Below are 25,805 nucleotides of genomic sequence, written 5' to 3' on the forward strand. Positions count from 1 at the left end.
CGCTGTTTATTAAGGAGACGTTATGCAGGAATTGATATCTCAGGTAGAAGAACTCGGCATTGAAATAAATCACACCACCTCACTGGTGATGATTTTTGGCATTATTTTTATCACCGCCATTATTGTTCACGTTATTTTGCACTGGGTGGTATTACGCGCATTTGAAAAGCGCGCCAACGCCAGCTCCCGCCTGTGGCTACAAATCATCACGCAGAACAAGTTATTTCACCGGCTGGCATTCACCCTGCAGGGTATCATTGTCAATATACAGGCCGCACTCTGGTTACAGAAAGGCAGTGAAGCAGCAGAAATATTAGTAACCTGCGCACAGCTGTGGATCATGATGTACGCCCTGTTGTCCTTGTTTTCCCTGCTGGACGTCATTCTCAATCTGTCGCAAAAATTCCCTGCCGCATCGCAATTGCCGCTAAAAGGCATATTTCAGGGCATCAAGCTCATCAGCGCTATTGTCGTCGGAATATTGATGATTTCCCTGCTGATTGGTCAGTCACCGGCAATATTGATAAGTGGTCTGGGTGCCATGGCCGCCGTGTTAATGCTGGTGTTTAAAGATCCGATCCTCGGGCTGGTGGCCGGAATACAGCTTTCAGCCAACGATATGTTGAAGTTGGGTGACTGGCTGGAAATGCCAAAATACGGCGCAGATGGCGCGGTGATTGATATTGGCTTAACCACCGTAAAAGTGCGCAACTGGGATAACACCATCACCACTATCCCAACCTGGTCACTGGTATCGGACTCTTTTAAAAACTGGAGTGGGATGTCGGCTTCCGGTGGGCGACGCATTAAACGCAGCATCAGCATTGATGCTACCAGCATTCATTTTCTTGATGAGGATGAGCGTCAGCGGCTGCATAAAGCGCACCTGCTGAAACCGTATTTGACCACGCGCCATCAGGAAATTGACGAGTGGAATCAGCAGTTAGATGCGCCTGAATCGGTATTAAACCACCGTCGGATGACGAATATTGGCACCTTCCGCGCCTATCTGAACGAATATTTGCGTCATCATCCGCGGATTCGCAAAGATATGACGTTAATGGTGCGCCAGCTTGCGCCAGACGATCACGGCTTACCGATCGAAATTTATGCCTTTACCAATACGGTGGTCTGGCTGGAATATGAAAGTATTCAGGCTGATATTTTCGACCATATATTCGCCGTGATCGAAGAATTTGGCTTGCGCATTCATCAGTCGCCCACCGGAAATGATATTCGCGCGCTGTCAGGCGCGTTTCAACGCTAACGCTCAGGTACTGGCGCGTGAAATATAGCGCCAGTCCATCATCACCCTTTCCGTCTGCGCGTCAGGATTTTCTATTTTATTCAGCAGCAATCCTACCGCTTTGCGGCCTATATCCCGCGAGGGCTGCTCAATGGTCGAAAGCTGTGGGGAAACCATTTCTGCCAGTTCCGTACCGTCGAATCCCACGACGGCGATATCCTGCGGGATCTGTAATCCGGCATTGAGAATAGCACGCATCGCGCCAGCGGCCAGCGTGTCCGATACGGCAAACACCGCGTCGGGTTTCACCTCTGCGGCAAGCAATGTTTTCATCGCCGCAATTCCTGCGCTGGAGCTTAATTCGCTGGCGTATTCTACGGCCTGATACTCAAGCGACAGCGCATGCAGCGCCGCTTTATAGCCACGTTCGCGCAACCGGGCGTATTTATAACTCAGATCATGATTGATTAGCGCAATGCGTCGATAGCCCTTTTCCACCAGGTGAGATATTACCGACTGCGCAGCGTCAACATCGTTAATCCCTACGCAGGAAACCGCGCCTTTATCAGCATATTCCGCGCACTGAACCCAGGGAGCGTCGCCAATCAGCGTGGTCAGTTCCGGTAATTTTGAGAATGCATCCATGGTGATAATGCCATCAACGATTTTCCCAGACAGCAGCTTTAGCGCCGATTTTGAGCGAGCGGTATCCGAGCCGGAATTACACAGCAAAATGCGATAGCCATTCTTTTCAGCCTCTTCTTCAATGCCTTTAACAACCTCTGCACAAAAAGGGTTGGCAATGTTGGAAACCATCACCAGAATCATCGAACTGCGTGCCGTACGCAGCTGACGAGCCAGCAGGTTGGGCTGATAATTGCTTTCTTTAATAGCCTGTAGCACGCGCTCGCGATTTTTGGCTTTGACGGTATCACTGTGATTCAGCACACGCGATACCGTCGCCACCGACACACCGGCAAGCTGGGCGATTTTTTGAATAGACATAACGACGACAAGTCCTGCGGTTTAGGCTTTACGTTGAGGCTACCATAAAATCACTGCCCGGCGAACCGGGTGCGTGTTTAGCGCTGCACTGATACCCAGCGCTGCTGCTGATGGCTTTTTATAATCGCATCAATGATATACATCACATCCGCACCATCAGAAAATGACGCAAATCGACGCTCCGCCGTCGCGGGCATTTTGCCTGCCTGCACCGCCTGATAGAACTGCTGCATCATATTCTTGAACGCATCCGGCCAGCCCTCAATATGCCCACCCGGAAAGTGCGCGCTGGCAGCGACATCCGCATTCATCAATCCTGGGTCATCGGTCAGGATCTGGTTCGCCTGCTGACGGTGCCCGATCCAAAGCTGTTGCGGCGTTTCCTGATCCCAGTGCAGTGAACTCTGGCTACCGTTAATTTCAAAGCTCAGGTGATTCTTGCGCCCGGCACTCACCTGTGAAACGCTAAAGCAGCCTTTGCTACCATCGTCAAAACGTACCAGCACCGATCCACAATCTTCCGTCGTCACCGCTTTATCCTCAAATTGCAGGTCAGCCGTTTGCTGGCCAAACGTAGCGTTACTGGCGATGCTGGCTTTTCGTACCGGCCAGACGATAGCCAGATCGGCCATCACCTCGACAATACGTTTTCCAGTGACGAATTGCACCGTGTCACACCAGTGGGAACCGATATCCGCTACCGCCCGTGAGTTGCCGCCCTGTTTGGCATCGACCCGCCAGTTGTAGTCAGTTTCCAGCAGCATCCAGTCCTGCAAATAGCTCCCCTGGACGGCAAACAGACGCCCCACGCTACCGCGCCTGACCATGCTGGCAGCCTGTTGTACCATCGCAAACTGACGATAGACAAAGCTCACGCCATGCACCACTCCTACCTGCTCCGCCAGCGTTTCCAGTTCACGAGCCTCATCAGGCGTCATACACAGCGGCTTTTCTGAAAACACGTGCAGACCCGCGCGTAAAATCTGCCGATTGATGTCGGCATGCAGATGATTCGGCGTACAGTTATGCACCACCTGCAGCCCGGGATGCGCCAGCAGCGCCTCAACGCTGCCGTACGCGTGAGGAATATGAAGAGCATCTGCACGTTCCTGGGCAACCGCCAGCGAGCTATCGCAGAGCGCCACCACGTTCACACCGCCGAGTCGACGCAACGCCTCGATATGTGCAGGCCCAATAAAACCGCTGCCAATAATGCCAACCTGTATCATTTGCGTACCTCATCGCCAGCGGCGAAATCATCAAATGCGCGTGAAGAAACCGGAATAATGTGGCGGCGTATAAAATCGCTCCCCTCACGCGCCCCGGTTTGCGCGTCTTTCAGGCAACACTCCCATTCCAGTACCGCCCAGCCAGGGAAATCATATTGTGTGAGCTTGCTGAAGATGGTTTTGAAATCGACCTGACCGTCCCCCAGGGAACGGAAACGCCCAGCGCGATCGAGCCACGGCTGATAACCGCCATAGACACCACTGCGGCTACTGGCGTGGTACTCAGCGTCCTTGACGTGAAACGCTTTAATGCGCGAGTGGTAAACATCGATAAACCCAAGGTAATCCATCTGCTGCAATAACAGATGGCTCGGGTCATAGAGAATGTTGCAGCGAGGATGATGATTAACCAGCGCCAGAAAGCGCTCGAACGTTACGCCATCGTGCAGATCTTCACCGGGATGGATCTCAAAGCAAACATCCACCCCATGATGATCAAAGCGATCGAGAATGGGTCTCCAGCGGCGCGCCAGCTCCAGAAAAGCCTCTTCGAAGCGCTGACGGTTATGCGGTGGCCACGGATAAAAGAAGGGCCAGGCGAGCGAACCTGAAAACGTAGCATGCGCCGTCAGCCCCAGCCTTTGCGAAGCCGCAGCGGCCTGGTGGAGGGTTTCGATGGCCCACGCCTGCCTGGCCTGCGGATTAGCGCGTACAGATGGCGGAGCAAAACCGTCAAAAGCGTCATCGTAAGCCGGATGGACGGCAACCAGTTGGCCTTCAAGATGGGTAGATAGTTCGCTAATCACCAGCCCATGCCCGGCCAGCATCCCACGAATATCATCACAATAGGCCTGACTTCTGGCTGCTTGTTCGACATCAAACAAAGACTTGTGATTACACGGGATTTGTAATGCCTTATAGCCCAGCTCCGCCGCCCACTTTGCCACGCCTTCCAGGGTGTTAAATGGGGGACGATCCCCGATAAATTGCGCCAGAAAAATGCCAGGCCCCTTGATGGTTTTCATAACCCCTCCTGAAAATTACGCCTGCTCTTTGTCGTCATACTTGAAAGAGAAAAGGAAAATCACGGCAATCACTGCGGCAGCCACTGCCGGGATCCACCAGAATGAGGTCCACGCCTGAGGCACCGTTTGCCCCGCCACCAGACGGTTGTAAAGTGCGCCTGAAATTTGCGAACCAAGCAGCATACCGATCCCATAGGTAAACATAACGATCATGCTTTGCGCCTGACCTTTTACTTTCTCCCCGGCGATACGATCGGTGTAAATAAAGCCGACCACGAAGAAGAAGTCGTAGCACACGCCGTGCAGCAGAATGCCGAGATACAGCAGGAATCGGCCCTCTTCGCTGATGCCGAGGGCAAAGAATGCGTAGCGCACAAACCAGGCGCACATCCCGATTAACAACATGTATTTCACGCCCAGACGCCTGAACAGGAATGGGATCACCAGCATGAAGAAAATTTCAGACATCTGACCAAACGACATCGCCGTACTGACATCGCCAACGCCCGCATCAGCAAGAAACGACGCGGTATATGCGTAATAGGTTCCCAACGGTACAGAAATAAGCGTCGCGCAGAGCGAGAAGACAAAAAAGTGACGAACCTTGAGTAAGGCGAAAGCATCCGCACAAAACAGATCGCGCACTTTTACCGGCAGTCCTTTCGCCGGTGCGGGCGTGTTGGGCAACGTCAGGCTGTAGAGCGCCAGAATCACAGAAATAACCGCCGCCAGCGTAAAGATGCCGGTAGTATCCGAGATTCCGGTTACGCCGATAAAAATCCCCGCGACAATCCAGCCAATGGTGCCAAACACCCGCACCACCGGGAAAGTTTTGTCTTTATCCGACAGGCTATGAAAAGCAATGTTGTTGGTAAGCGCCAGCGTTGGCATGTAGCACAACGTGTAGCCAAACAGCAGACCAATCAACAGCGCACCGTTTTGCGCCACCAATGCCTGCGGAACAAACCAGAGGATCGCCGCGCCTGCAAGGTGCATCACCGCCATCACCTTTTGCGAGGCAAAGAAGCGGTCTACCAGCATCCCTAAGACGAACGGCGACAGAATAGAGGCAATGGGCCCGGCTGAAAACGCATCGCCAATCAGCAGCGACATGTTGTGCTGGCTCATCACCAGCCCCAGCGTGACGGACCAACTTCCCCAGATAAAGAACTGTAAGAACATCATTAGCGACAGCCGGGGTACCAGCAGCCGGTACTGTACGTTCTGTTTTCCACTACTTTCGGTTGTTGACACCATTTTTTGCCTCACCTTTAAAAAGTAATCGATTACAAAATAGATTCAATAGAAAAGTAATCGATTACAAAATAAAGATCCTGCCAGCAAAGGCAAAATTGCGAGAGCGGTCACGATAAACATTGAGAGAAGATCCGATCCCATCCTGACGATGGGATCGGTAGAAACTTAGCGGGACTTACGACACAGCAGTTTGAAGGCAACGAACAGGAACAGGATCCACACCGGCAGGAGGATAGCTGACAGGCGCATATCGTCCATCGTACACATCAGCACCAGAATCATGCCAAGGAAAGCAATACACAGATAGTTCCCTGCCGGGTACAGCAGCGCTTTGAACTGCGTCTCACGCCCCTTACGACGCATCGCCGCCCGGAATCGCAGATGGGCCAGGCAGATCATAATCCAGTTCAACAACAGCGTCGCCACAACCAGCGCCATCAGCAGACTAAAGGCCTTTTGTGGCAGGACATAGTTGATCAGTACGACCAGAGACGTAATAGCACCGGAGAGGATCAGTGAATTCACCGGTACGCCGCGACGGCTGACGCGGGTTAAGAACTTCGGCGCGTTCCCCTGGACAGAGAGACCAAACAGCATACGGCTGTTAGAGTAGACGCCACTGTTATATACCGACAGCGAAGCCACCAGAATGACAAAGTTCAGCGCAGAAGCCACCACGTTGCTATCAAGATTATGGAAGATCATCACAAACGGGCTGCTGTTGGATTTCACTTCCACCCACGGGTACAGCGCCAGCAGCACCACCAGAGAACCGATGTAAAACAGCAGAATACGGTACACCACCTGGTTTACCGCCTTTGGAATGCTTTTCTGCGGATCCTGCGCTTCTGCGGCAGTAATCCCGATAAGCTCAAGTCCGCCAAAGGAGAACATAATTACCGCCAGCGACAGGATCAACCCGTTCCAGCCGGTGGCAAAAAAGCCGTTGTAACGCCACAGGTTATCAATGCTGGCATGTTCCCCGCCGTGACCGGAAAACAGCATCCACACGCCAAAACCAATCATGCCGATAATGGCCAGCACTTTAATCAGCGCAAACCAGAATTCCGTTTCGCCATACAGACGTACGTTGACCAGGTTAACCGCGTTGATGATCACGAAGAATGCCGCGGCCCAAATCCAGGTCGGGACATCGGGCAGCCAGTACTGCATGTAGATCCCAGCCGCGGTCAGTTCCGCCATGCCAACCAGCACAAACATCACCCAGTAGTTCCAGCCGGACAGAAATCCCGCGAACGGTCCCCAGTATTTATAGGCAAAATGGGCAAACGATCCCGAAACGGGTTCTTCCACCACCATTTCGCCCAGTTGACGCATAATCAAAAAAGCGATGATCCCGGCAACGCCGTAACCCAGTAACACCGCAGGTCCCGCCATCTGAATAGCCGGGCCAATGCCCAAAAACAGGCCGGTACCAATTGCGCCGCCCAGCGCAATTAATTGAATATGGCGGTTTTGCAACCCCCGCTGAAGCGTCGGCTCATTCGTTGACGCGGCATCAGACACGCTGGTGTCAGATGCAGTTGACGCGTTTTTCACGCCCTTCCCCTGTGTCGTTTTTATTGAAGGGGCTTCTTTTAACATTTCAACCTGGTTGTCGCAAGGCGCAATAAGGACCCGCTGTGCCCGTGGCATTGCGTTTGTTCATAATTACAGTGAATTATTCTGGACGAAAAGGCATCGCAGGCCACAGAATGCGCTTTACTGTTTTTCTAACATTTTCAAACGGGTGAACCCGCTGTGTTTCAGCCACTCGTTTTTGAGCCAGGCCAGGCAACGACTGTCATGAATAAGATCATCAAACGACTGGAAATCGTCAAAAGCGCTATTGAACTGGAAGATGAGGAGATTATTTTCCAGCAGGTAGATCATCTGAAAAATGAGCCTATGTCAGTCTTGCCTGGCGCCATCGTTCAGGCGCTCGAAGCACGGCGCTTTAGTGACGCCCTACGTGAAATCACGGCCTGGCTGCAATCTCAACGGGCAGTCTCGACGTGGCAGGATCCTGCCATTGCCGCCAGTAAACTGGAACTAAAAGCGCTCGAAACACAGCTGCGTGACCTGATCGATAAGCGCAACACGCGCATTCAAATCCTCGATGATTTCAACGATCTGTATCATCTTCGTCTTGGGCCGCTGATGAGCCGGATCCTCGAGTTGCGTAAACAGCTCGCCGCCAGCGCCCAGCGCAAACAGGAAGCGGAGCGAAAACGCCGGGAACAAGACTATCAATCCTGCCAGCACTATATTTCCCAGGCCGTTGATCAACTGGCCAGGCTTAAGCAGCTCTGGATGAACCAGAATTCAGATTCGCGCGAATCGGTGGAAACACGTCAACGAATTCAGCAACAAACGGAACTTATTACCGCCCTGCTGGCGGAGATTCGTGAGCTGGAAAACGACTTTTCTCGCCAGGACGACAGCGCAGCCCGTCAGGCACAGGAAGAAGCCAGCCATGAATATGATGAATATCAGGAGCAACAGCAGGATGCGCAACATCGTTTTAGCCGTGACCAACGACTTTCTTCTGAAGAGCGTAATGAGTTAAAACGCCTGTGGCGTCAGGCCAGCCGTCTTTGTCATCCGGACGTGGTGGCGGACGATCTGAAAGAGAAAGCGCATCAGATGATGGTGCAGCTTAACCAGGCGCGCCAGAATGCCGACCTTGCTGCCGTTCGGGCGCTACTGACTCAATTGCAAAGCGGCCTCGAACCGATGATGGCGAGTGACCGATTGAACGATCTGCAGCATTTACGCAGCAAAATACAGCAGCTCAGAGAACAAATTAACGCACTGCTCAAAGAGATTACCGAACTGGAAGCTGAGAACGCCTGGCGCCTTGCCACCTCCGTGACGGATAAAGAGGCTTACTTCTCCGATCAACAACGGGCGCTTACGGAAATCCGCAATACGCTGGAACAACAGGTGCAACAGGTTGAGCAGGAGCTGTTGGCGGGCTAAGCGCTATCAGCGATAGCAAGCAGAAAATATAACATCTTCAAGCGAGATTTGAAGATTAAGCGCCAAATGATAAAAATAGCACAAAATGCTTAGTTATTAAGATAAGTCAGAGTTATCAACTTAAATAATCGAGTTTTAGGTCGATAACTGCAAATAAGACAATATTTCTCTCTCCCACCGCTTTCCCTCTCTCTTTATCCTGGCCTTGATTAAGAATTCTCCTACCTGCCAATAGTCCCATTAAGAAGAATGGTTATCTGTTTGAAATATAAGTTTTTTCATATAAATCCCCTCCAGAACAAATAGGAATACCCTGTCTTTATAGAAATGGCTGAAACATTATTCGCGTGATCCATAAGCGAAATCTATCAATCATTTACTCAGAGCTGAAATAAACGATTTATCTTAAATTTTAACAAAGTGTAATATCTACTTTAAGAATAGTTAATGATTCAAATTAATACATAAAATATCTGTTGAATCTGCAATAAATAAGGATGCGTTCACACCAAAGAACGTCATACGAGATTTAATTAACATTTCATGCGTCGCAAGAAACTCTTTTTTAGCCTAAAAAAAGAGGCGACCGCCTGCACCAAAATTTCAAGGAGATCGTTATGTCTAAGGCTATTTTTTTGGGTGAATCAATTTATCCCTGGCTAGGCATGCGAGAAATCCTACGTGGTTCATCATTATATATTGATATCGCGTACTACTCCTCTCAGACGCTTTCTGCCGTCAACATAATCCCTTATGAAATGGATTGCATCATTATTAATCCTGACAACTCAGATTTTTAAAATATGCCAGGATTATCCGCAACATGGCTTTACGCCCTGCCACAAAAATTATTGTTTTGGCAGATGAAGCTACTTTTTCTATTTTTCAAACCGTTTGCGGGAGGAACATGCTGTTCCTCGATCAAGACGCCAGCCTTGATCGGTTACTGCATGCCGTGACGTGCATATCACAAAACAAAAAACCACGTAATATCAAAGAAATAAACAACAAAATCACAGCAAACGAATTTAACGTAATGATGATGCTTGCCCGGGGTTGGTCATTGACTCAAATCGCTGGAGCATCACAAAAAAGTGAAAAAACCATCGGGGCGTACAAAAGCAACATTGCCAGAAAACTCGGGAAAAATAACTCCCGACTCAAGTACACCATTTCTCACTATAGCCAGCCGTAACTGACTTATTTAAGGACAATTATCACGGTTATTATTTAAAAGATTTTCTTTCGGCTCACTTTTAAATTCCGCATAGCACGGAAGGGAATCCTATTTCCAAAAATCTATTACCGGGTAGCACATCCGCGTGCCAACCATAGCCAACAACTCAATGTATTAACAATACACATAACAGGAATGTAGACGAGGGTTATATATGAACAAAGTTTACAGCATTATTTGGAACGCGGCGCTCGGTATCTGGGTGGTCGTTTCCGAATTAACCAAAGGAAAGAAAAAAAGCAGCTCACGTAAAACTGTCGCCGTACTGGCGGCCGGCGCATTAAGCGCTGCTTCAATGCAAGCTTCAGCAACTCCGATCATCGACATCGGTGAACATAATATTTTCGCCGACTACCAGACAGGTATTTCTGTTGGGGATTATGAAGGTGTCCACGACTACGGATTCTTATATGAAGATATCACTGCTGGTCAGGCGCTCAATATCAGCGGCGCGATCCCAACCATCAGTCCGGGTCAAAGTGGCGTTGTTGAATCAACGACCATCAGAGAGCTACTGCAAACCGGCAAAATCACCCTGCAGGCCACCAGCCCTGACCAGGGCGTAAAAACGATTACTACTGCCGAGGAGCTGGCGGAATACCTGACTTATAACCAATCATCAACGCCTTCGCAGAGCACAGAATTTGAGATTAACGACCCGGCGTTCCCCGGCGAAAAAACAACCATTAAAGTCTTTGATACCAACGCGTTAAGTAACTTTCTTACCGAATCACAGATTGGCGATTCGGCATTAAACACTTACGATCCGACGCAGTCTAAAATCTACAAACAATTTGGCATCGCGCTGGCGACAAACGGCTCCACGGCCAATCTGAATTTGGGCGACGACACGCTCAATGTACGCGCCAAAACCAATACCATCGAATTACTGGCCAAAGACTCCTCCTTACTGGAGGCTCAGGACGCGGGTAGCCAGGTTTACTGGCAATCCGATAACTTTATCAAATTTAACGCCGCCCCGGTTATTCCTGAAAAAACCTTCGCCGGCTCAGCGCAAACCTCCGTGTTTGGCGATGATGTCACGCTCATGACCTACGGCTATGATACGGACGGCAAAGTCGTCGAAACGGGTGAGCGCACATTTAACATCACCAACACGCAGGAGTTGGCCGAATTTAACGACTGGCTGTTGGGCAATAGCAGCGACGCGGCGGAAAACCCGGAAGGCGAAAAAGTCAGCCAAATCCAGCTGTGGCTGGAAGCGAATGAAGTCACTACCGTCACCGCAGCACAAACGAAGTATGCCGAGCTGATTGATGGTCTGATCAATTCCAGCAAGCCCTCTGACGTGCTCAGTTGGGATTACGACGTCTGGACAGGCGGCTTATCGCATGCCAATAACGCGACCGCTGACCGCGGTGAGCTGCATGCTATTTACGCCAACGGCGCAGGCACCTCCGGCACCCTGAACAAAGATGCGATTCTTGCCGTTGACGGCAGTATTAATGGCGTCATGAAAGCCGTTGATGGCGGGGTTATCACAAACTTTGGCGAACTGAACGCATTACGAACGTCTACGGGGCAGAGCCTGGCGATTGGCATGCTGGCAAAAGACGCGACGGCAACCAACAACGGGATGATCAACTCCGGGCTGTTTATCGATAAAGACGGCAACCAAAACGTCAACAGCTATGGCGCATTTGGTATGCAAGGCCAAGGCACCAGCCAGCTCGCTAACAACGGCATCATCAACCAGGCGATCACCACCGATAACTTTGGTACCGCTTCGGCAGCCGATCCCTGGAGCAAAGACGTCCCCGCTTCTTCGCTGACGCTGGCGATTGGTATGCAATTGTCTGACGATGCGCAAGGGGTCAACAATGGCGAGATTAACGTCGTAGACGGACGTAAAAGCGGTACATCCTTTGCCAGCGGCACCGCTTATGGCGTAGAAGTCGCCGGGAATGCCACCTTTACCAACGCTCAGAATGCCTCTATTTCTCTTGGTCGCGACGCAAGCGATCCGGCTAAAGATGTCACCATGGCAGGCGGTTCCAGCCTGAGCGCCGGTATTATGATCAAGAGCGCCAAAGAGGTGATTAACAACGGCCTTATCACGCTGGGAACCGGCGTCCGTAACGCCGCGGGGATTTTGGTCGGAAATGCCACGGGCAACGTCCTCAATACCGGCAATATCGTGATCAATGGCGGTTCTACAGGGGGCAGCAGTAAAAACTACGGCATCTCCGTACACGACAGCGGCGCAGAAAATAATCAGGAAATCCGTAACGACGGCAAGATTAACGTGAATGGCACCAACAACGTAGGGATCCACGTTAGCGCCAATAACAAAAATGCCGAAGTCACCACCAGCGATGCAGGCGCTATCGTGGTGGACGGTGAAGGCGGCGTCGGTAACCGTAACTACGCCATCTGGGCGGAAGGAGGCGCCAACGGTCAGGCAGTGGTCAACGTCTACTCTAATATTACGCTGGATAAAGCCGGTAACATCGGCGTCCACGTGCGTGATAACGCCATCGCTAACGTTGACAGCTTAAGTAGCCCCTCATTTAACAGCACCGATCAGATTGGTTATTACCTGTATGGTAAGGGCGCTACCGCCAATATTGGTCAGGCGGTGATGAATGACAACGGTCAGGATCGCACCACCATTTTCCGTATCGCCAATGGCGCATTGCTGGCCGGTAATACCACTAACCCGAAAGATCAGTCCACCTCCAACCTAGATTTGACTCTCAGCGGTAACAATTCCGTGGGCGTTCTCGCCACCGGCGCAGGCAGTAACGTAGATACCGGTGAAGCAACGTTTACCGTTAAGGGCACTGACTCTGCGGCGCTGGTTATCGAAGGCGGCGCGAAAGGGACCATCAGCGATAAAACCACCATCAATTTAACCGGTGAAAGAACCGTTGCCGGGGTTGTGGATGGTCAGGCACATCAGTTGAATGGTAATACGCAGGGCAATGCCACGAGCACGACCCTCACCTCAAACGCGAAGATCACCTCTGAAGCCAGCGGCAACAAGGTAATCGCCTATGTGGCGAGGAATCTGGGCAACCTGATCCTCGATACCAAATCGATTATCGATCTGGCCAGCGTCGACAGCATTGGTGTCGATGTTCAAATAGGCGGTAGCTTAACCAATAACTCCTCCCTCGCCCTGCATGTCAGCAACGGCATCGGCGTACGCGCCTCAGGCTCCAGCGCGCAGATTAATAAGCTGGGCAAAATTCAGGTTGATGATGGCACAGCTGGCGTTCTGTTGACCCAAGGGGCAAGCCTGCTGATTAGCGGTATGACTGGCGACAGCATTACCACCGATGGCTCCGCTGACGGCATTCGCCTGGCCGAAGGCGCTGGCGCTCTGGCCGCGCAAAGCGTGATGATCCGCGCTGATGGTACCGGTGCCGGTATTCAAAACGATGCCAACAACACCAATATCACGCTGCGTGATGTCACCATCGACTCCAACGATGGCCCAGGGATCCGCACCAGCGTGGCTCTGACCATGAACGATGGGCTGGACAATATCCTCAACGTCAACGGTAAAGGTACCGGCTTCGCCTTTGAACAACGTAATGGCGACGCGGTGACGGGCAATCTAACCATCGGCAAAGGCTATACCATTGAGGTACTAAACAGCGAAGGCAGCGGTATCCGCGCCAATACGGACGGTCGTATCACCACCAATGCCGACATCAACGTGCATGACAGCGCAGGTGGTTCAGCAATCATCGCGAAAAACGTTAGCGCATTGACCAACAGCGGCAAGATTATCTCTGCCAGTACCACCTCACCGGTAATAGACGCCAGCGGCGACAGCAGTAAAGCGATCACCAACACGGGAACCCTGCAGGCCATCAACGACTCGGCCGTGGCAGTTCAGTCTGGTAAAGGCAATGACACCATCGATATCAGCGGCGGTGTGACCAGCGGCGTAATCAACACCGGCGAAGGTACGGATACCTTCAACTGGCGTAGCGGCTCTTATGCTGGCGAAGTGAATTTCGCGGGTACTGGCGGTAACAATAAAGCCAACATTGGCAATGTGACGCTGGATAAAACGCGCCACATCCTTACCGCAGCGGGTACGGGCAACGCCCTCACCTTCACTGATACAAAAGGTGCGAAGATTGGTACGCTGGCTAGCGACAACCTGAATACCGGTACCAACATTGGCACCGGCTGGGATTCACTGACCATCAGCGGGTCAAATGCAGATGTACGCATCGTTGAAAACCTGAATCTGGCGAGCGAAACCCTTGCTGTAAACAATGGCGCCACGCTGCGTACCGGCGACCACGTCGAGCCAACCAGCACTGCCGCAAGCATTGGCGATTACAATGTCACCACCCAGGGCGCAGGCAGCAAAGTTATCTTCGATACTCAGGGAGATACCTCAGCAGCACAGATCTATCGCGGCATCATCAGCGGCGACGGGAAATTTGAACGTGCGGCGGGCGGCACCACGGTGTTTACCGCTAACAACAGCTACACCGGCTCTACCACCATTGATCAAACCGGTACGCTGCAGTTAGGTGACGGTGGAAATGAAGGCGAAGTGAGCGCCGTCTCTGACATCATCGACAACGGCGTATTGGCGATTAATCGCGCCAACACCGTGCTGCTCAACGGTGTGATCTCCGGTATCGGCGCGCTACAGCAAATCGGTGGCGGCATTACCCGTCTGAACGGCAACAATACCTATACCGATAACACCACCGTTACCAACGGCACGCTGCTGGTGAATGGCGATCAAAGCGCGGCGCACGGCGACACCACCGTCAGCGGTACGTCCACACTTGGCGGTAAGGGCATTATCGGCGGCAACGTGCTGATGAACGATGCCACAACCATCAGCGCCGGTGACGGCGGTGCGGGTACGCTATCTGTTAACGGTAATCTGCAGCTTGGCAGCAAAACGACCTCCGCTTTCGAACTGGGCCAGGCCTTTACGCCAGGCGGTGCGCTAAACGATCTGGTGAACGTGGCAGGCGATCTGCAACTGGACGGGACCCTGGATGTTACCACTTCGCAAGGCGGTAACTTCGGACCGGGCGTGTACCGTATCTATAATTACGGCGGTACGCTGGATAACCAGACGCTGGAGCTGGGCGCAATACCGGACAGTCAGGATAAGAGCAATATTTTTGTCCAGACCTCTATCGACAAACAGGTCAACCTGGTGAACGCCAACGGCGTTACCCTGCAATTCTGGGACGGAGCGACTGTAAGTCAAAGCCACGGCGCGTCGGGCATTGAGGGCGACAGCAAAATTGACGGTGGCGATGGCAAATGGATGGCGATCGGCAGTCAGGGTGATAACAACTGGACCACGGCAACGGGCGAAGGTAACGCACCTTGGGCGCAGAAGTCCTTTGCCGTCTTCACCACCAAAGGTGGCACCGTTACCGTGGATAACGCCGCGGGAGAAGTTAACTTCTCCGGGGCACAGTTTGACGCCGATGGCTATGTCGTTAAAGGCGACGCACTTAACGCTTATGCCACCACGGAAAACGCGACCCACGCAGGCCAGACGCCGGGAACCGGTGAACTGCTGCTGCGCGTTGGCGCGGGTGGCGCGGGGCAAAACTATACCGCGACCATTGAGTCCGTCATCCGCGAAGCCAGCACGACTGACAAGCTGACGCTGGTGAAAACCGACCTTGGTCGTCTGATCCTCAGCGGTGATAACGCGTATCGCGGCGGCACACGCATTGATGGCGGTACGTTGCAGATTTCCGCCGACAGCAACCTCGGTCAGAGCGGAACCGACCTGGCTATCAACAACGGCTCCACGCTGCAGATGGGCGCGGACCTGACCAGCAATCGCACCATTGCGCTGGGCGCGAATGATAACGCGGCGGTGTTTGACCTCAATTCACATGATTTCACGCCAACAGGTGAGATTACCGGCGACGGTAAACTGAAAGTCACCAGCAGCTCAAGCGATGCGGGCAGTACCCTGTCGCTCAATCGCGCGAACAGCTATAAAGGCGACACAGAAATTGCCGGTACCGGAAATGCCAACAATGTGACGGTCAACGTCAGCAAAACCGGGGCCTTTGGTAGCAATGAAAACAGCACCGTGAACGTCAATAACGGGGCAACGCTCAATGTCAGCGGAACAGAGACCAGCCTGAAATCCCTGACCATGAACATTGCCGACAGTCTGTTAACGCTGGCGGATAACGTCACCGCCGCGAGCGCAAAACTGAACCTGACGGGCACAGCGAAAGCGCTGTTAACCGATAACGCCACCGCGGGCGAGGCGACGGTTAACGTGTCAAAAGACAGTACGTTGGCGCTGGAAGAAAATGCCAGCGGTGGTACTGCTAGCGTGAATAACAGCGGACTGATGACCTTTGCGGACCAGGCGTTAGCAGAGAAAACCGTCGTTAAAAACCTGGCGGGCGGCAAGGTCGATATCAGCGCAGTCGACAGCGCAACATCTATCGGCTCGTTGTCAGGCGCGGGGAATGTCGAACTGGGCAATAAAGAATTGTCGCTGGGTAATCTGCATCTTGATGACACCATCAGCGGCATTATCAGCGGCAACGAAGGCAGCCTGGTGAAAATCGGTGACGGCACGTTAACGCTGACCGGCGATAACACCTGGACCGGCACCACGGACGTCAATGAAGGCGTACTGCTGGTCAACGGTAATCAGTCTGCCGCGACCGGTCAGGTGACGGTGAAATCTGGGGCAACGCTCGGCGGGAACGGTATTATCGGCGGCGCGGTTGATGTACTGGATGACGGCCATATTACCGCGGGTGCAGCCATCAATAGCGTGGGTAAACTGACTACCGGTTCACTGACGCTCAGCGATAACGCACAGCTTGATTACCAGTTTGGTCAGGCCTATACCCCAGGCGGAGCCTTCAATGACCTGATAGATGTGAATGGCGATCTGACGCTCGATGGTAAGCTCAATATCCAGACCTCTCCAGGCGGAAGCTTTGACGTTGGTGTTTACCGCGTCATCAACTACACCGGCACATTAACCAACAATGTGATGGACATTGCCGACGCGCCGGAAGCTGCGGACAGCCTGTACGTACAAACCTCGGTTAAAAACCAGGTTAACCTGGTCAACCATGCCGGGCTGACGCTACGTTTCTGGGACGGCACCGGCGGTGAGAATGGCGAGCTGAAAAACAACGGCGTCATCAACGGCGGCGACGGTATCTGGCAATCCAGCCAGGGTAATGACAACTGGACAACGGATGAATCAACGCCAGAAGGCGCGCTGAATGCACCGTTTACCGATGCCGCGTTCGCCGTCTTCCAGGGTGAAGCGGGCAACGTAACCGTCGATAACAGCAAAGGCGACGTCATCATCAGTGGCGCACAGTTCGCCACCGATGGTTATCGCGTGGGCGGTGAAGCCATTACCACCGATACGGCTAATACGCTGATTCGCGTCGGCGATGGCACAGTAGACGGCGCTAACTACACCGCGACTATCGACAGCGTGATCCGCGGCACCGGCGGCCTGAATAAAGGCGACCTCGGTACGCTCATCCTCACTGGCGACAATACTTACAGCGGTGGAACCACCATCACCTCAGGTACGCTGCAGGTGGCGGGTGATACCAACCTTGGCGCACCAGAGACGGGAATTACCTTTAATGGTGGTACGCTGAAATATGGTGAAGCGTTTGATACCGCTCGTCAGGTGACTCTGGAATCCGGCGGCGGGACATTCGACACCAACGGACATAACGTTTCTCTGCTGACGGAAGTCGAAGGTAACGGTCAGTTGACCAAAACCGGTAAAGGCTCCCTCACCCTGACGCTGGATAACACCTACACCGGTGGCACCACCATCGAACAAGGCGTTTTACAGCTGGGTAACGGCGGTGATATCGGCAGCATTCAGGGGGATATCGTTGATAACGGCGTACTCAACGTCAATCGTGGCGATACCCTGGCGCTGACCGGTAATATCAGCGGCGAAGGCCAGCTGCATCAAACCGGCAGCGGTGTTACGGAGTTGCATGGTGAAAACAGCTACAGCGGCGCAACGCTGATTGCTAACGGTGTACTGCAGGCGGGTAATACCAACACTCTGAGTAGCGCATCACACCACTACGTTGTCGCTGACACCACCCTCAACACGCAAGGTTACAACCAGACGGTAGCGGGACTGAGCAACGGCGGCGATGTTTCACTCATCGGCCAGCAAACTGGCACAACGTTAACCGTCAAAGGGGATTACACCGGCGAAAAAGGGACTATCAACATGGCGGCCACACAAAATGGCAGCGGCGCAGGCATTGCCGACCGTCTGATTATCGATGGCGGTAAAGCCAGCGGTAGTACGCTATTGGATGTCGATGGTTCTGGTCTCGGCGCACCAACCATTGGTGATGGTATCGAAGTGGTAACCGCGCTCAATGGCGCAACCACTACGGCACAAACGTCACGAGACGCCTTCCATCTTGCCGCCGATCGTATGGCTGCAGGCGCATTTGAGTATCAACTGCATGCGGGCAACGCTCAGGGTCAGGGTGAAAACTGGTATCTGAGAAGCGAATATCGTCCAGAAACTATGCTGTATTCTGGTCTCGCCAGCGTCGTTCGTCAGGGCGACATCAGCCTGTTAGGCAACATGCACCAGCGTATGGGGGACGAGGTTAAACCGGGTATTGATGAAGACAATCGCGCCTGGGCAAGAATGATTGGCTACTCCGGTAAAACCAAACTGGATGATGCGGCTGGAACGCAAACCAGCTCTCACACCATGGGGATTCAGGTTGGCGTCGATATGTATGCCAACGAAAGCTGGAAAGCCGGGATGTATACCAGCATTCTTGATATCGACAGCAACGTGAAAGGCACGAAGACAGGCAGCGACGGCAAAGGCGGCAACATCGACGACAACGCGTTTTATGTCGGCGGCTACGCCACCTGGTTCTCGAGCGACGGGATGTATGTTGATAACGTCCTGCAATACGGTAACCATAAATCCCGCCTGGCGGCGACCGGTAACAACGGCTCGTATACCGTCAGAGGCAACACGCTGACGGCGTCAACAGAAGTGGGTAAATCGTTCCGTTTAGGCGCCAGCGCATGGAGTCTGGAACCTCAGGCTCAGTTAATCTATCAGTACAGCGACTTTGATAACGGGCGGCTTGATGGTGTAACCCAAACGAAAGTGAAAATGGATACCGCGGATTCCTTTACCGCCCGTCTGGGCGTGCGTCTGGTCGCTGACTATGACACCAACAATGGCAAATTCCAGCCTTACGGCAGGGTCAACGTCTGGCAGGGTCTGGGTTCAAAAGACAAAACGCACTTTAGCAATGCGGTAGCCACCACCACGCTTGAGTCTTCACAACAGTACTCCAGCACTGAAGTTGCAGCCGGTCTGTCATGGTCTATCGACAGAAACCTGCAGGTTTACGGAGAACTGGGTACGCAATTTAGCAACGGTGGCAGTAAGTCGCAGGTTGAAGCGCCGGTTAATGCATCAATTGGCTTTAAGAAATCGTTCTAAGCTGACATAAACTCGCTAGCCCTCTGTTTAACAGGGGGCTTTTTTTTGCCTGTCACAGATACAAAGCTACCTGATGCGCTTAACGTATCAGGCCTACGGACTGGCGGAGAAAGCGCGGGAGCGGCCCTCTGGCAACGCGAAACAATCGAGGTTCAGGGGAACAACAGAGAGGGAGAAGATTAAGGATTATACTGCGTCAGGAGTAACGGGATCTCTTCTGCCAACACCGGGGGAGAAATGAAAAAGCCTTGAATTTTGTCACAACCAATCTGCATCAGCCGGTCCAGTTCGGACTGGGTTTCCACCCCTTCAGCAAGAACTTCAATACCAAAATTGTGCGCCAGTGAAATTATACCCTCAACAATCTTTGTTGAACGGGTATCGGGTTCAATGCCGGCGATAAATTCCTTATCAATTTTTAAGGTATCAAAAGGATATTTCAACAGATAGTTAAGATTGGCGTGGCCGGTTCCAAAATCATCAAGGGCAATTTTGACCCCTATCGCCTTCAGCTCCGTCATATTTTTAGCCGCGACCTGACTGTCGCACAGCGGCGACGTTTCCGTGACCTCTATCTGGCATCGATGGGGCGGGAGACCACATACAGTAAGATTTTTTCTGACGCGTTGGGGTAACAGCGGATCGCAGAATTCAAGCGCGGAAATATTGACGGACAATACAAGGGGCTCTGGCCAACGGGTTGCCACATCCCAGGGAGTGTGGGTAACCATATCTTCAATTGACATGATATTGCCGCTGTCTTCCAGCAAGGTAATAAAAACATCGGGAGAGATCATCCCCATCTGGGGGCTATTCCAACGCATTAATGCTTCAAACCCGCTAATACGCTGATTACGCAAATTAAAAATTGGTTGATAAACCATATAAAGCTGACTGGTATTCAATGCCTTTTCAAGCGCGGTTAACACCTCACTAGAATTAAACATTCCTCTCTCCCTCAACAAATCATAAAAATTAAAAACCAGTCAATATCACTCCCGAATTGTATCTACTATTAGGTGTGTTACATCAGAATAGAATGGCCAGGTTAGGGTAAAAAAGACATACGATGGGTAAATCTGACAATTAATTTATTTAATTCCGAGGTATTGGTCAGTCCCAGCTTGGTGACGACCCTCATTTTATGCGCCTGGATAGTTTTATAATTCAGGCTAACTAACTCTGAAATTTCTCTGGCGGTATATCCGTTTACCAATAAATTCAGAATCTGCTGCTCTCTCTCGGTTAATCTTTTCTGTGAACGATACAGCCGGGGATTCCATTTCTCGGCCGTTAACGACGCCAGTTGACCGAAATCGCGCAGTGAAGATTTCTCCGTCAAAACTATCGTTTTTTCAACATATAATAACTCTACACATAATTTCGCCACCAAACTATCAGCAATAATTACCACGACATTATTATAAAACTTGAAGCGGTTTTTATTCAAAAACTGCACGATAGTTGAACATGGTTGTTCGTTATCAATGATATTAAAAACCATGGTTTGATGCTGGCATAATGATGACTGATGCAACATATCCTCAAACTGGAATGTTTGTATCGGTACATGTTTGCTTGTCAGGTAGGCGAACAAACCGTTGCCCACAAAATTATCACTGCCACACATCAACATCCTGTTCATCGCTCCTTATCAGCATCAAATCTTATTACTCATTAAAAATTTAATAATAATCTTCTCGACCTCTGCCTCTTCACGACGATTTTTAAAATCGAACTCACATGAAATCTGATGACAGGCATACAATTGATTATCCTCATCAAATTCATTGATCATGACGACATCGATCACTTTCAAATCCAGCTGTAAACTGCCAAACGTATCAAAATCCAGCGCGGCATTTTTAATCACCGCATCTTTATAGAGAAAACGGGAGTTCACATCTTTAACAATTAATGCACAACCGCCCTGCGAGATGTTTTTAATCTTCAGAGAGTAGTTTTCTCCGTTTTTGTAACGACCAAAACAGAAAAAGTCGTAACCCTTCAGGAAGGAAAAACGCTGATTTTGTCGCTGCTGGGCAAAGAAAATCATATCCGGGATGAAGTAGGATAATCCTGCTTGTACACCTGCTGATAAGGTTTGTTCGAATCTGGCACTAAATTTTACAATCCCACTCTCACTGTGCAGGATAAAGTACTGGACCTTTTCAGGAACAATGTCTTCGTGTCCGGAGATGACAAACCGCTCGAAATCAATCTTCTCTAACTGCGTGATAACACTATGGTTTTCACATAAAACTTCAAGTTTCGTTTTCTTGTGCAACTCTTCACGAAGGGTAGCGATGATTTCAAACTTGTTGTCCTTTGCTAATCCAAAGCTCATTCTAAAACCCTTATTTCCATATTTAAGATATGTCTCGCTTTTGGTTACTCACAAAACGCAAGATCAGCATCCACCCCTGGTGCTTAATTACCATAGTGGATTCCATGTCGAACAGTTGGTTAAAAATTAAGTTTTTAACTATCTTTAGCCATTTATTGATACGTAAAAACATTTAATCAAAGTTAATTCTAGCTGAAGCCATGCCTAAAACCACATGAAGTTGTTGGCTAACTATAACAAAAGAGAATAATAAAATTTTTTGAGATGTCATTTTGAGATAACAAATAGCAAGAACTACATAGAAAAAAATAGAGGGAAATGAATGGTTTTTGATGGAAGGACCACGCAGTATGCGGACTGGCGTGCTATCGCAAGAAGAAGAGAAAATGCTTACTGCACTATATCATTAACCAGGAATATAGCTCCGACTAGTTATTGTGAAAAAGTGAATAATTATATTTCACCTGTAAAATAAATTTACCTTAGGGCAGAAAAAAGGCCAGCATCCTGCTGGCCCGGTAATTACCGAATCGAACTATAGAGGCTTACTGTCTTACAGAGGGTACAACGTTAAAAATTCAATACTTTTGCTTAATAATTGATCGCGATGAATCTGCGATGATCATCACCGCTCCCGCCAGCATTAATGTGTCTTTCAACACCAGACGCCCGGCTCCGGACAAGTACGGAAAACCGTGGTGCAAATCGCCCAGTGGCATCACCCATGCTTCCGGTGTGGTAATTAAAAATGATAAAGTCACAATCGGAGTAGCAAATGCCAGTACGCCACCAATTAATCCCAACCAACGGCTAACAGGATTAGCCAGCACCAGCAATGCGATCAGCACTTCGACTACGCCCAGGCCATTGGAGAACGTATGGGTGTTATTCGCCTTCTGCCATTCCCGCTCCTGCGGTTTAAACTCACCTTCGTGGGTTAAATGCTGCTTATATTCTTCTGGATGTTCATAAAAAAATGACATTACCGGACTATTGGCAACAAATGGCGTAATACTATCGGCTTCGTAAGGGACAAATTTCAATAAGCCAATCCAGATAAAAACAATGGCAATACTCAGGCGAATCAATGTTAATCCAATTCTATCGCCCTTGCTGAGTAAACGCAGATACTTTTCCATTCAGACTCTCCTCACTTGTACAAAATTGCGGTTGCGTGAGTGCTGCTATCAATGCGCATTGAGGTGATTTTCCAGGAAGTTGCCTTATTTTCCTGCGCCAGTCTGGCGATTGCATGTTCAACAACAGAAGGTGCGGCGGCAATTGCCGACACGCTGACGCGGGCTACTTCAACCGGCTGTTGTGCCAGTGCAGAAAATGTCACCGGCGCGGTCAGTAAAGCAGTCAACAATAATGAAGTTTTAAGCATGTTCATTTCTATTTCCATTAACAAGTAATTTCACTCGTAATAGAATAAAACATTATTGCTTATCTTATTTCCTCCATAACGCCAGAATAACTGTTCATGAGTATTTCTTTATATATGATAAAAAAAAGCCCCACACAGGTGGGGCAATCATGCAAACTATATTATTATTTTATTAGAGAGAAGAGATCGTTCAGTGATTCGCTCATGCTCGGATGAGTAAATATTTGATCGCGCAATGTCGTGTAAGGTAAACCAGCATCCATAACGGTTTTAATGATATTAATCATCTCATGAGAATCCACGCACAGCAGCGATACGCCTAATATCTGTTTCGTTTCGCGATTTACCACCGCTTTAAGTACGCCACGCGTGTCATTCATCACCCGTGCACGCGGGATAGCCGCGACAGGCAGGGTGACAACCTGGACCGCCGCGCCGCTGGCGCGAGCTTGTTCTTCTGTCATCCCCACACGGGAAAGCGGCGGCGTCATAAAGACAGAATACGGTACGTTTTGGCGATCACCGGTGTTACGTAATCCCTCGCCTGACAGGTTGTCGCGCACAATACGGAAGTCATCCAGCGAGATATAGGTAAATTGTAACCCCCCCGTCACATCGCCCATGGCCCAGATATTGTCTGCCGAAGTACGCAGATATTTATTCACCACAATGGCACCGCGCTCGTTGACATCCACACCCGCATTCTGCAACTGCAGATTTTCAGTTGCCGGTTTGCGACCCGATGCCACCAGTAGCGCATCCACAGTCTGGACGCCTTCCGGCATTTGCACCTGCACCGCGCCGTCATGGGACGAAACCGCCTGCCCCCTGGCATTAAGGATAATCTCAACCCCTTTGTCGCGTAAAATGTTGGCGATAGCGTCGGCAATATCCCGATCTTCGCGGGCTAAAAACAGTGGGGCGGCTTCATAAATGGTGACCTTACTGCCAAAGTTGGCAAACATTGATGCGAATTCAACACCAATATAACCGCCGCCTAAAATCCCCAAACGTTCCGGACGTTGCGTCAAATTTAACAACCCGGTACTGTCAAACACACCCGGTGTAGTCATTAACCCTGCCACGTTTGGCATCGTTGCCTGTGCGCCGGTATTAATAAAGATCTTTTCGCCGCTTAGCTCAATCGCGCCTGTTGGCTGCACGACCCGCACCGTATGGTTATCAATGAATTCAGCACGACCTTCAATCACATCTACATTTTCCAGATCGGCAAGATTATGGAAGTTTTTATCACGCAGAAAGCTGACAACGGAGGCCTTGCGCTGCATCGCCGCAGCAAAGTCATGATGAAGTTCAGCATCGTGTACCAGGGTTTTGGTGGGAATGCAGCCGATATTGATACATGTCCCGCCATACATGGTGTTTGACTGTTCAATAATCGCCACTCGCCAGCCCGTTTTCGCCAGGGTAGCCGCCAGCGTTTTACCCGCTTTGCCAAATCCGATAATAATCGCCTGATACTGATTCATGCTGTCTCTCCGCCATGTCACTGTTCGTTTGTTGAACTGAAGTATAGGTTTAACGATGCATGAACAATGTATCCATATCGCGCAAATTACTGTCAAATCGTCTAAATCACTATTATCTCTCTTCCACTCAATCCATCGAGACAATAAACTAACACCATAAATTTATTTAAGAAATAATGAGTAACAGCGTTACTTTATCTCGACAAGCATCAACAAGAACTGCTCAGGAGTCTTTATGGATGCACTTAGCCGATTACTTATGCTTAACGACCCGCAGGGCTCGATTGATCAAAACTGCCTGCTGAGCAGGGACTGGCAACTGCCGCACGCGGCGGGTGAGCTGTCCGTTATCCGCTGGCATACGGTAACCCAGGGATTTGCTCAACTGGATATGCCAGACGGAACGTCTTCTACGTTACGCCCAGGAACAATAGTCATTCTGCCTCAAAACTCCGCGCATCGGCTGTGCCAGACAGGGGAAGAACAAACGCATATTGTCTGCGGAAGCCTGCGATTGCAGGCATCTTCACGCTATTTTTTAACCGCCCTTCCGGAAATATTAATACTGGCACCAGAAGATAACAGTCCCATTAGCCACTGGCTGAAGGCCATGATTGCGCTGATGCAGCAGGAATACATCAACGATCTGCCTGGCTCCAACATCGTTTGCAGCCAGCAATGCGCTACGCTGTTCGCGTTAGCCGTTCGCGAGTGGCTAGCCCAGCCGACACCCGCTAAAAATGTGCTGAATTTACTGCTGCACCCAAGGCTTGGGGCCGTTGTCTTCATGATGCTGGAGTCACCGGCTTTTCCCTGGACTGTCGAAGAACTGGCAAAGCGTGCCCATATGTCGCGGGCCAGCTTTGCGCAGCTATTTCGTGAAGTATCAAACTCCACGCCGCTGGCGGTGTTAACCGAGCTACGCCTGCAATTCGCCGCCCAGATGCTGTCACGCGGATCGCAGCCGTTGATCGTTATTGCCGAGTCGGTGGGTTACGCCAGCGAATCGTCGTTTCACAAAGTCTTTTTACGGGGATTTGGCTGCACGCCGGGCGAGTACCGCAAACGCGTGAAAGCGTTGGCGGCATAACGCACCGCCTGCTTCGGCAACAA

17 protein-coding genes are annotated in these 25,805 nt (G+C 50.8%); 6 read left to right on the forward strand and 11 right to left on the reverse strand.

The genetic code is table 11. From position 1 onward, the window contains the following. Positions 1-22 precede the first annotated feature (22 nt). On the forward strand, positions 23-1,267 hold the full coding sequence (locus HV334_RS17575) for a mechanosensitive ion channel family protein (protein ID WP_016152170.1): 1,245 nt from the start codon (positions 23-25) through the stop codon (positions 1,265-1,267). 3 nt (positions 1,268-1,270) lie between these two features. Here the strand turns inward: HV334_RS17575 and HV334_RS17580 are convergent, their stop codons facing one another. The 5 genes from HV334_RS17580 to pheP form a co-directional block, all read right to left on the reverse strand. Further along, positions 1,271-2,251, reverse strand: coding sequence for a LacI family DNA-binding transcriptional regulator (locus HV334_RS17580; RefSeq protein WP_016152169.1), 981 nt, complete (start codon positions 2,249-2,251; stop codon positions 1,271-1,273). A 77-nt stretch (positions 2,252-2,328) separates the two neighbouring features. Continuing rightward, entirely contained in the window at positions 2,329-3,480 is a 1,152-nt protein-coding gene (locus tag HV334_RS17585; RefSeq protein ID WP_137379416.1) for a Gfo/Idh/MocA family oxidoreductase, read from the reverse strand. Next, on the reverse strand, positions 3,477-4,505 hold the full coding sequence (locus HV334_RS17590; protein WP_047358057.1) for a sugar phosphate isomerase/epimerase family protein: 1,029 nt from the start codon (positions 4,503-4,505) through the stop codon (positions 3,477-3,479). The genes HV334_RS17585 and HV334_RS17590 overlap by 4 nt, the downstream gene beginning before the upstream one ends. A 15-nt stretch (positions 4,506-4,520) precedes the next feature. After that, positions 4,521-5,762 (reverse strand): MFS transporter, encoded by a 1,242-nt coding sequence (locus HV334_RS17595; RefSeq protein WP_181220699.1) that lies wholly within the window; start codon positions 5,760-5,762, stop codon positions 4,521-4,523. Between the two features lie 165 nt (positions 5,763-5,927). Beyond that, on the reverse strand, positions 5,928-7,322 hold the full coding sequence (pheP, locus tag HV334_RS17600; RefSeq protein ID WP_047415083.1) for a phenylalanine transporter: 1,395 nt from the start codon (positions 7,320-7,322) through the stop codon (positions 5,928-5,930). Between the two features lie 246 nt (positions 7,323-7,568). Here pheP and HV334_RS17605 point away from each other — a divergent pair, with 246 nt between their 5' ends. From HV334_RS17605 to HV334_RS17615, 4 genes are all read left to right on the forward strand, one after another. Further along, a complete protein-coding gene (locus tag HV334_RS17605) occupies positions 7,569-8,744 on the forward strand; it encodes a DnaJ family molecular chaperone (protein WP_016152164.1) in 1,176 nt (391 codons plus the stop codon). 617 nt (positions 8,745-9,361) lie between these two features. Continuing rightward, complete coding sequence (locus HV334_RS25335) at positions 9,362-9,544, forward strand: hypothetical protein (RefSeq protein WP_249415026.1); 183 nt, start codon at positions 9,362-9,364, stop codon at positions 9,542-9,544. A 23-nt stretch (positions 9,545-9,567) separates the two neighbouring features. Further along, complete coding sequence (locus tag HV334_RS25340; protein WP_225622975.1) at positions 9,568-9,939, forward strand: LuxR C-terminal-related transcriptional regulator; 372 nt, start codon at positions 9,568-9,570, stop codon at positions 9,937-9,939. Between the two features lie 196 nt (positions 9,940-10,135). After that, a complete protein-coding gene (locus HV334_RS17615; protein ID WP_181220700.1) occupies positions 10,136-19,468 on the forward strand; it encodes an autotransporter outer membrane beta-barrel domain-containing protein in 9,333 nt (3,110 codons plus the stop codon). Between the two features lie 179 nt (positions 19,469-19,647). Here HV334_RS17615 and HV334_RS17620 read toward each other — a convergent pair whose 3' ends face one another. The 6 genes from HV334_RS17620 to rclA all read right to left on the reverse strand — a co-directional run bounded on the left by HV334_RS17620 (position 19,648) and on the right by rclA (position 24,692). Further along, a complete protein-coding gene (locus HV334_RS17620) occupies positions 19,648-20,415 on the reverse strand; it encodes an EAL domain-containing protein (RefSeq protein ID WP_016152160.1) in 768 nt (255 codons plus the stop codon). Positions 20,416-20,516: 101 nt separating this feature from the next. Further along, positions 20,517-21,104, reverse strand: coding sequence for a helix-turn-helix transcriptional regulator (locus HV334_RS17625; RefSeq protein ID WP_345943288.1), 588 nt, complete (start codon positions 21,102-21,104; stop codon positions 20,517-20,519). Between the two features lie 24 nt (positions 21,105-21,128). Further along, a complete protein-coding gene (locus tag HV334_RS17630; protein WP_047501820.1) occupies positions 21,129-21,815 on the reverse strand; it encodes a pilus assembly protein PilZ in 687 nt (228 codons plus the stop codon). 578 nt (positions 21,816-22,393) lie between these two features. Further along, positions 22,394-22,954: a reactive chlorine resistance membrane protein RclC gene (gene rclC, locus HV334_RS17635; protein ID WP_181220701.1), complete on the reverse strand. Its 561-nt coding sequence runs from the start codon at positions 22,952-22,954 to the stop codon at positions 22,394-22,396. Between the two features lie 11 nt (positions 22,955-22,965). Further along, positions 22,966-23,202 carry a reactive chlorine resistance periplasmic protein RclB gene (gene rclB, locus HV334_RS17640; RefSeq protein WP_049282516.1) on the reverse strand — a complete coding sequence of 79 codons (237 nt, stop codon included), beginning with the start codon at positions 23,200-23,202 and terminating at the stop codon, positions 22,966-22,968. Positions 23,203-23,366: 164 nt separating this feature from the next. Then, positions 23,367-24,692 carry a reactive chlorine resistance oxidoreductase RclA gene (rclA, locus tag HV334_RS17645; protein WP_181220702.1) on the reverse strand — a complete coding sequence of 442 codons (1,326 nt, stop codon included), beginning with the start codon at positions 24,690-24,692 and terminating at the stop codon, positions 23,367-23,369. Positions 24,693-24,927: 235 nt separating this feature from the next. Here rclA and rclR point away from each other — a divergent pair, with 235 nt between their 5' ends. Next, positions 24,928-25,782 (forward strand): reactive chlorine-specific transcriptional regulator RclR, encoded by an 855-nt coding sequence (gene rclR, locus HV334_RS17650; RefSeq protein WP_101699772.1) that lies wholly within the window; start codon positions 24,928-24,930, stop codon positions 25,780-25,782. Positions 25,783-25,805 lie beyond the last annotated feature (23 nt).

The sequence above is a fragment of the Citrobacter sp. RHBSTW-00944 genome (genome assembly GCF_013615435.1).
GTDB lineage: Bacteria > Pseudomonadota > Gammaproteobacteria > Enterobacterales > Enterobacteriaceae > Citrobacter > Citrobacter braakii.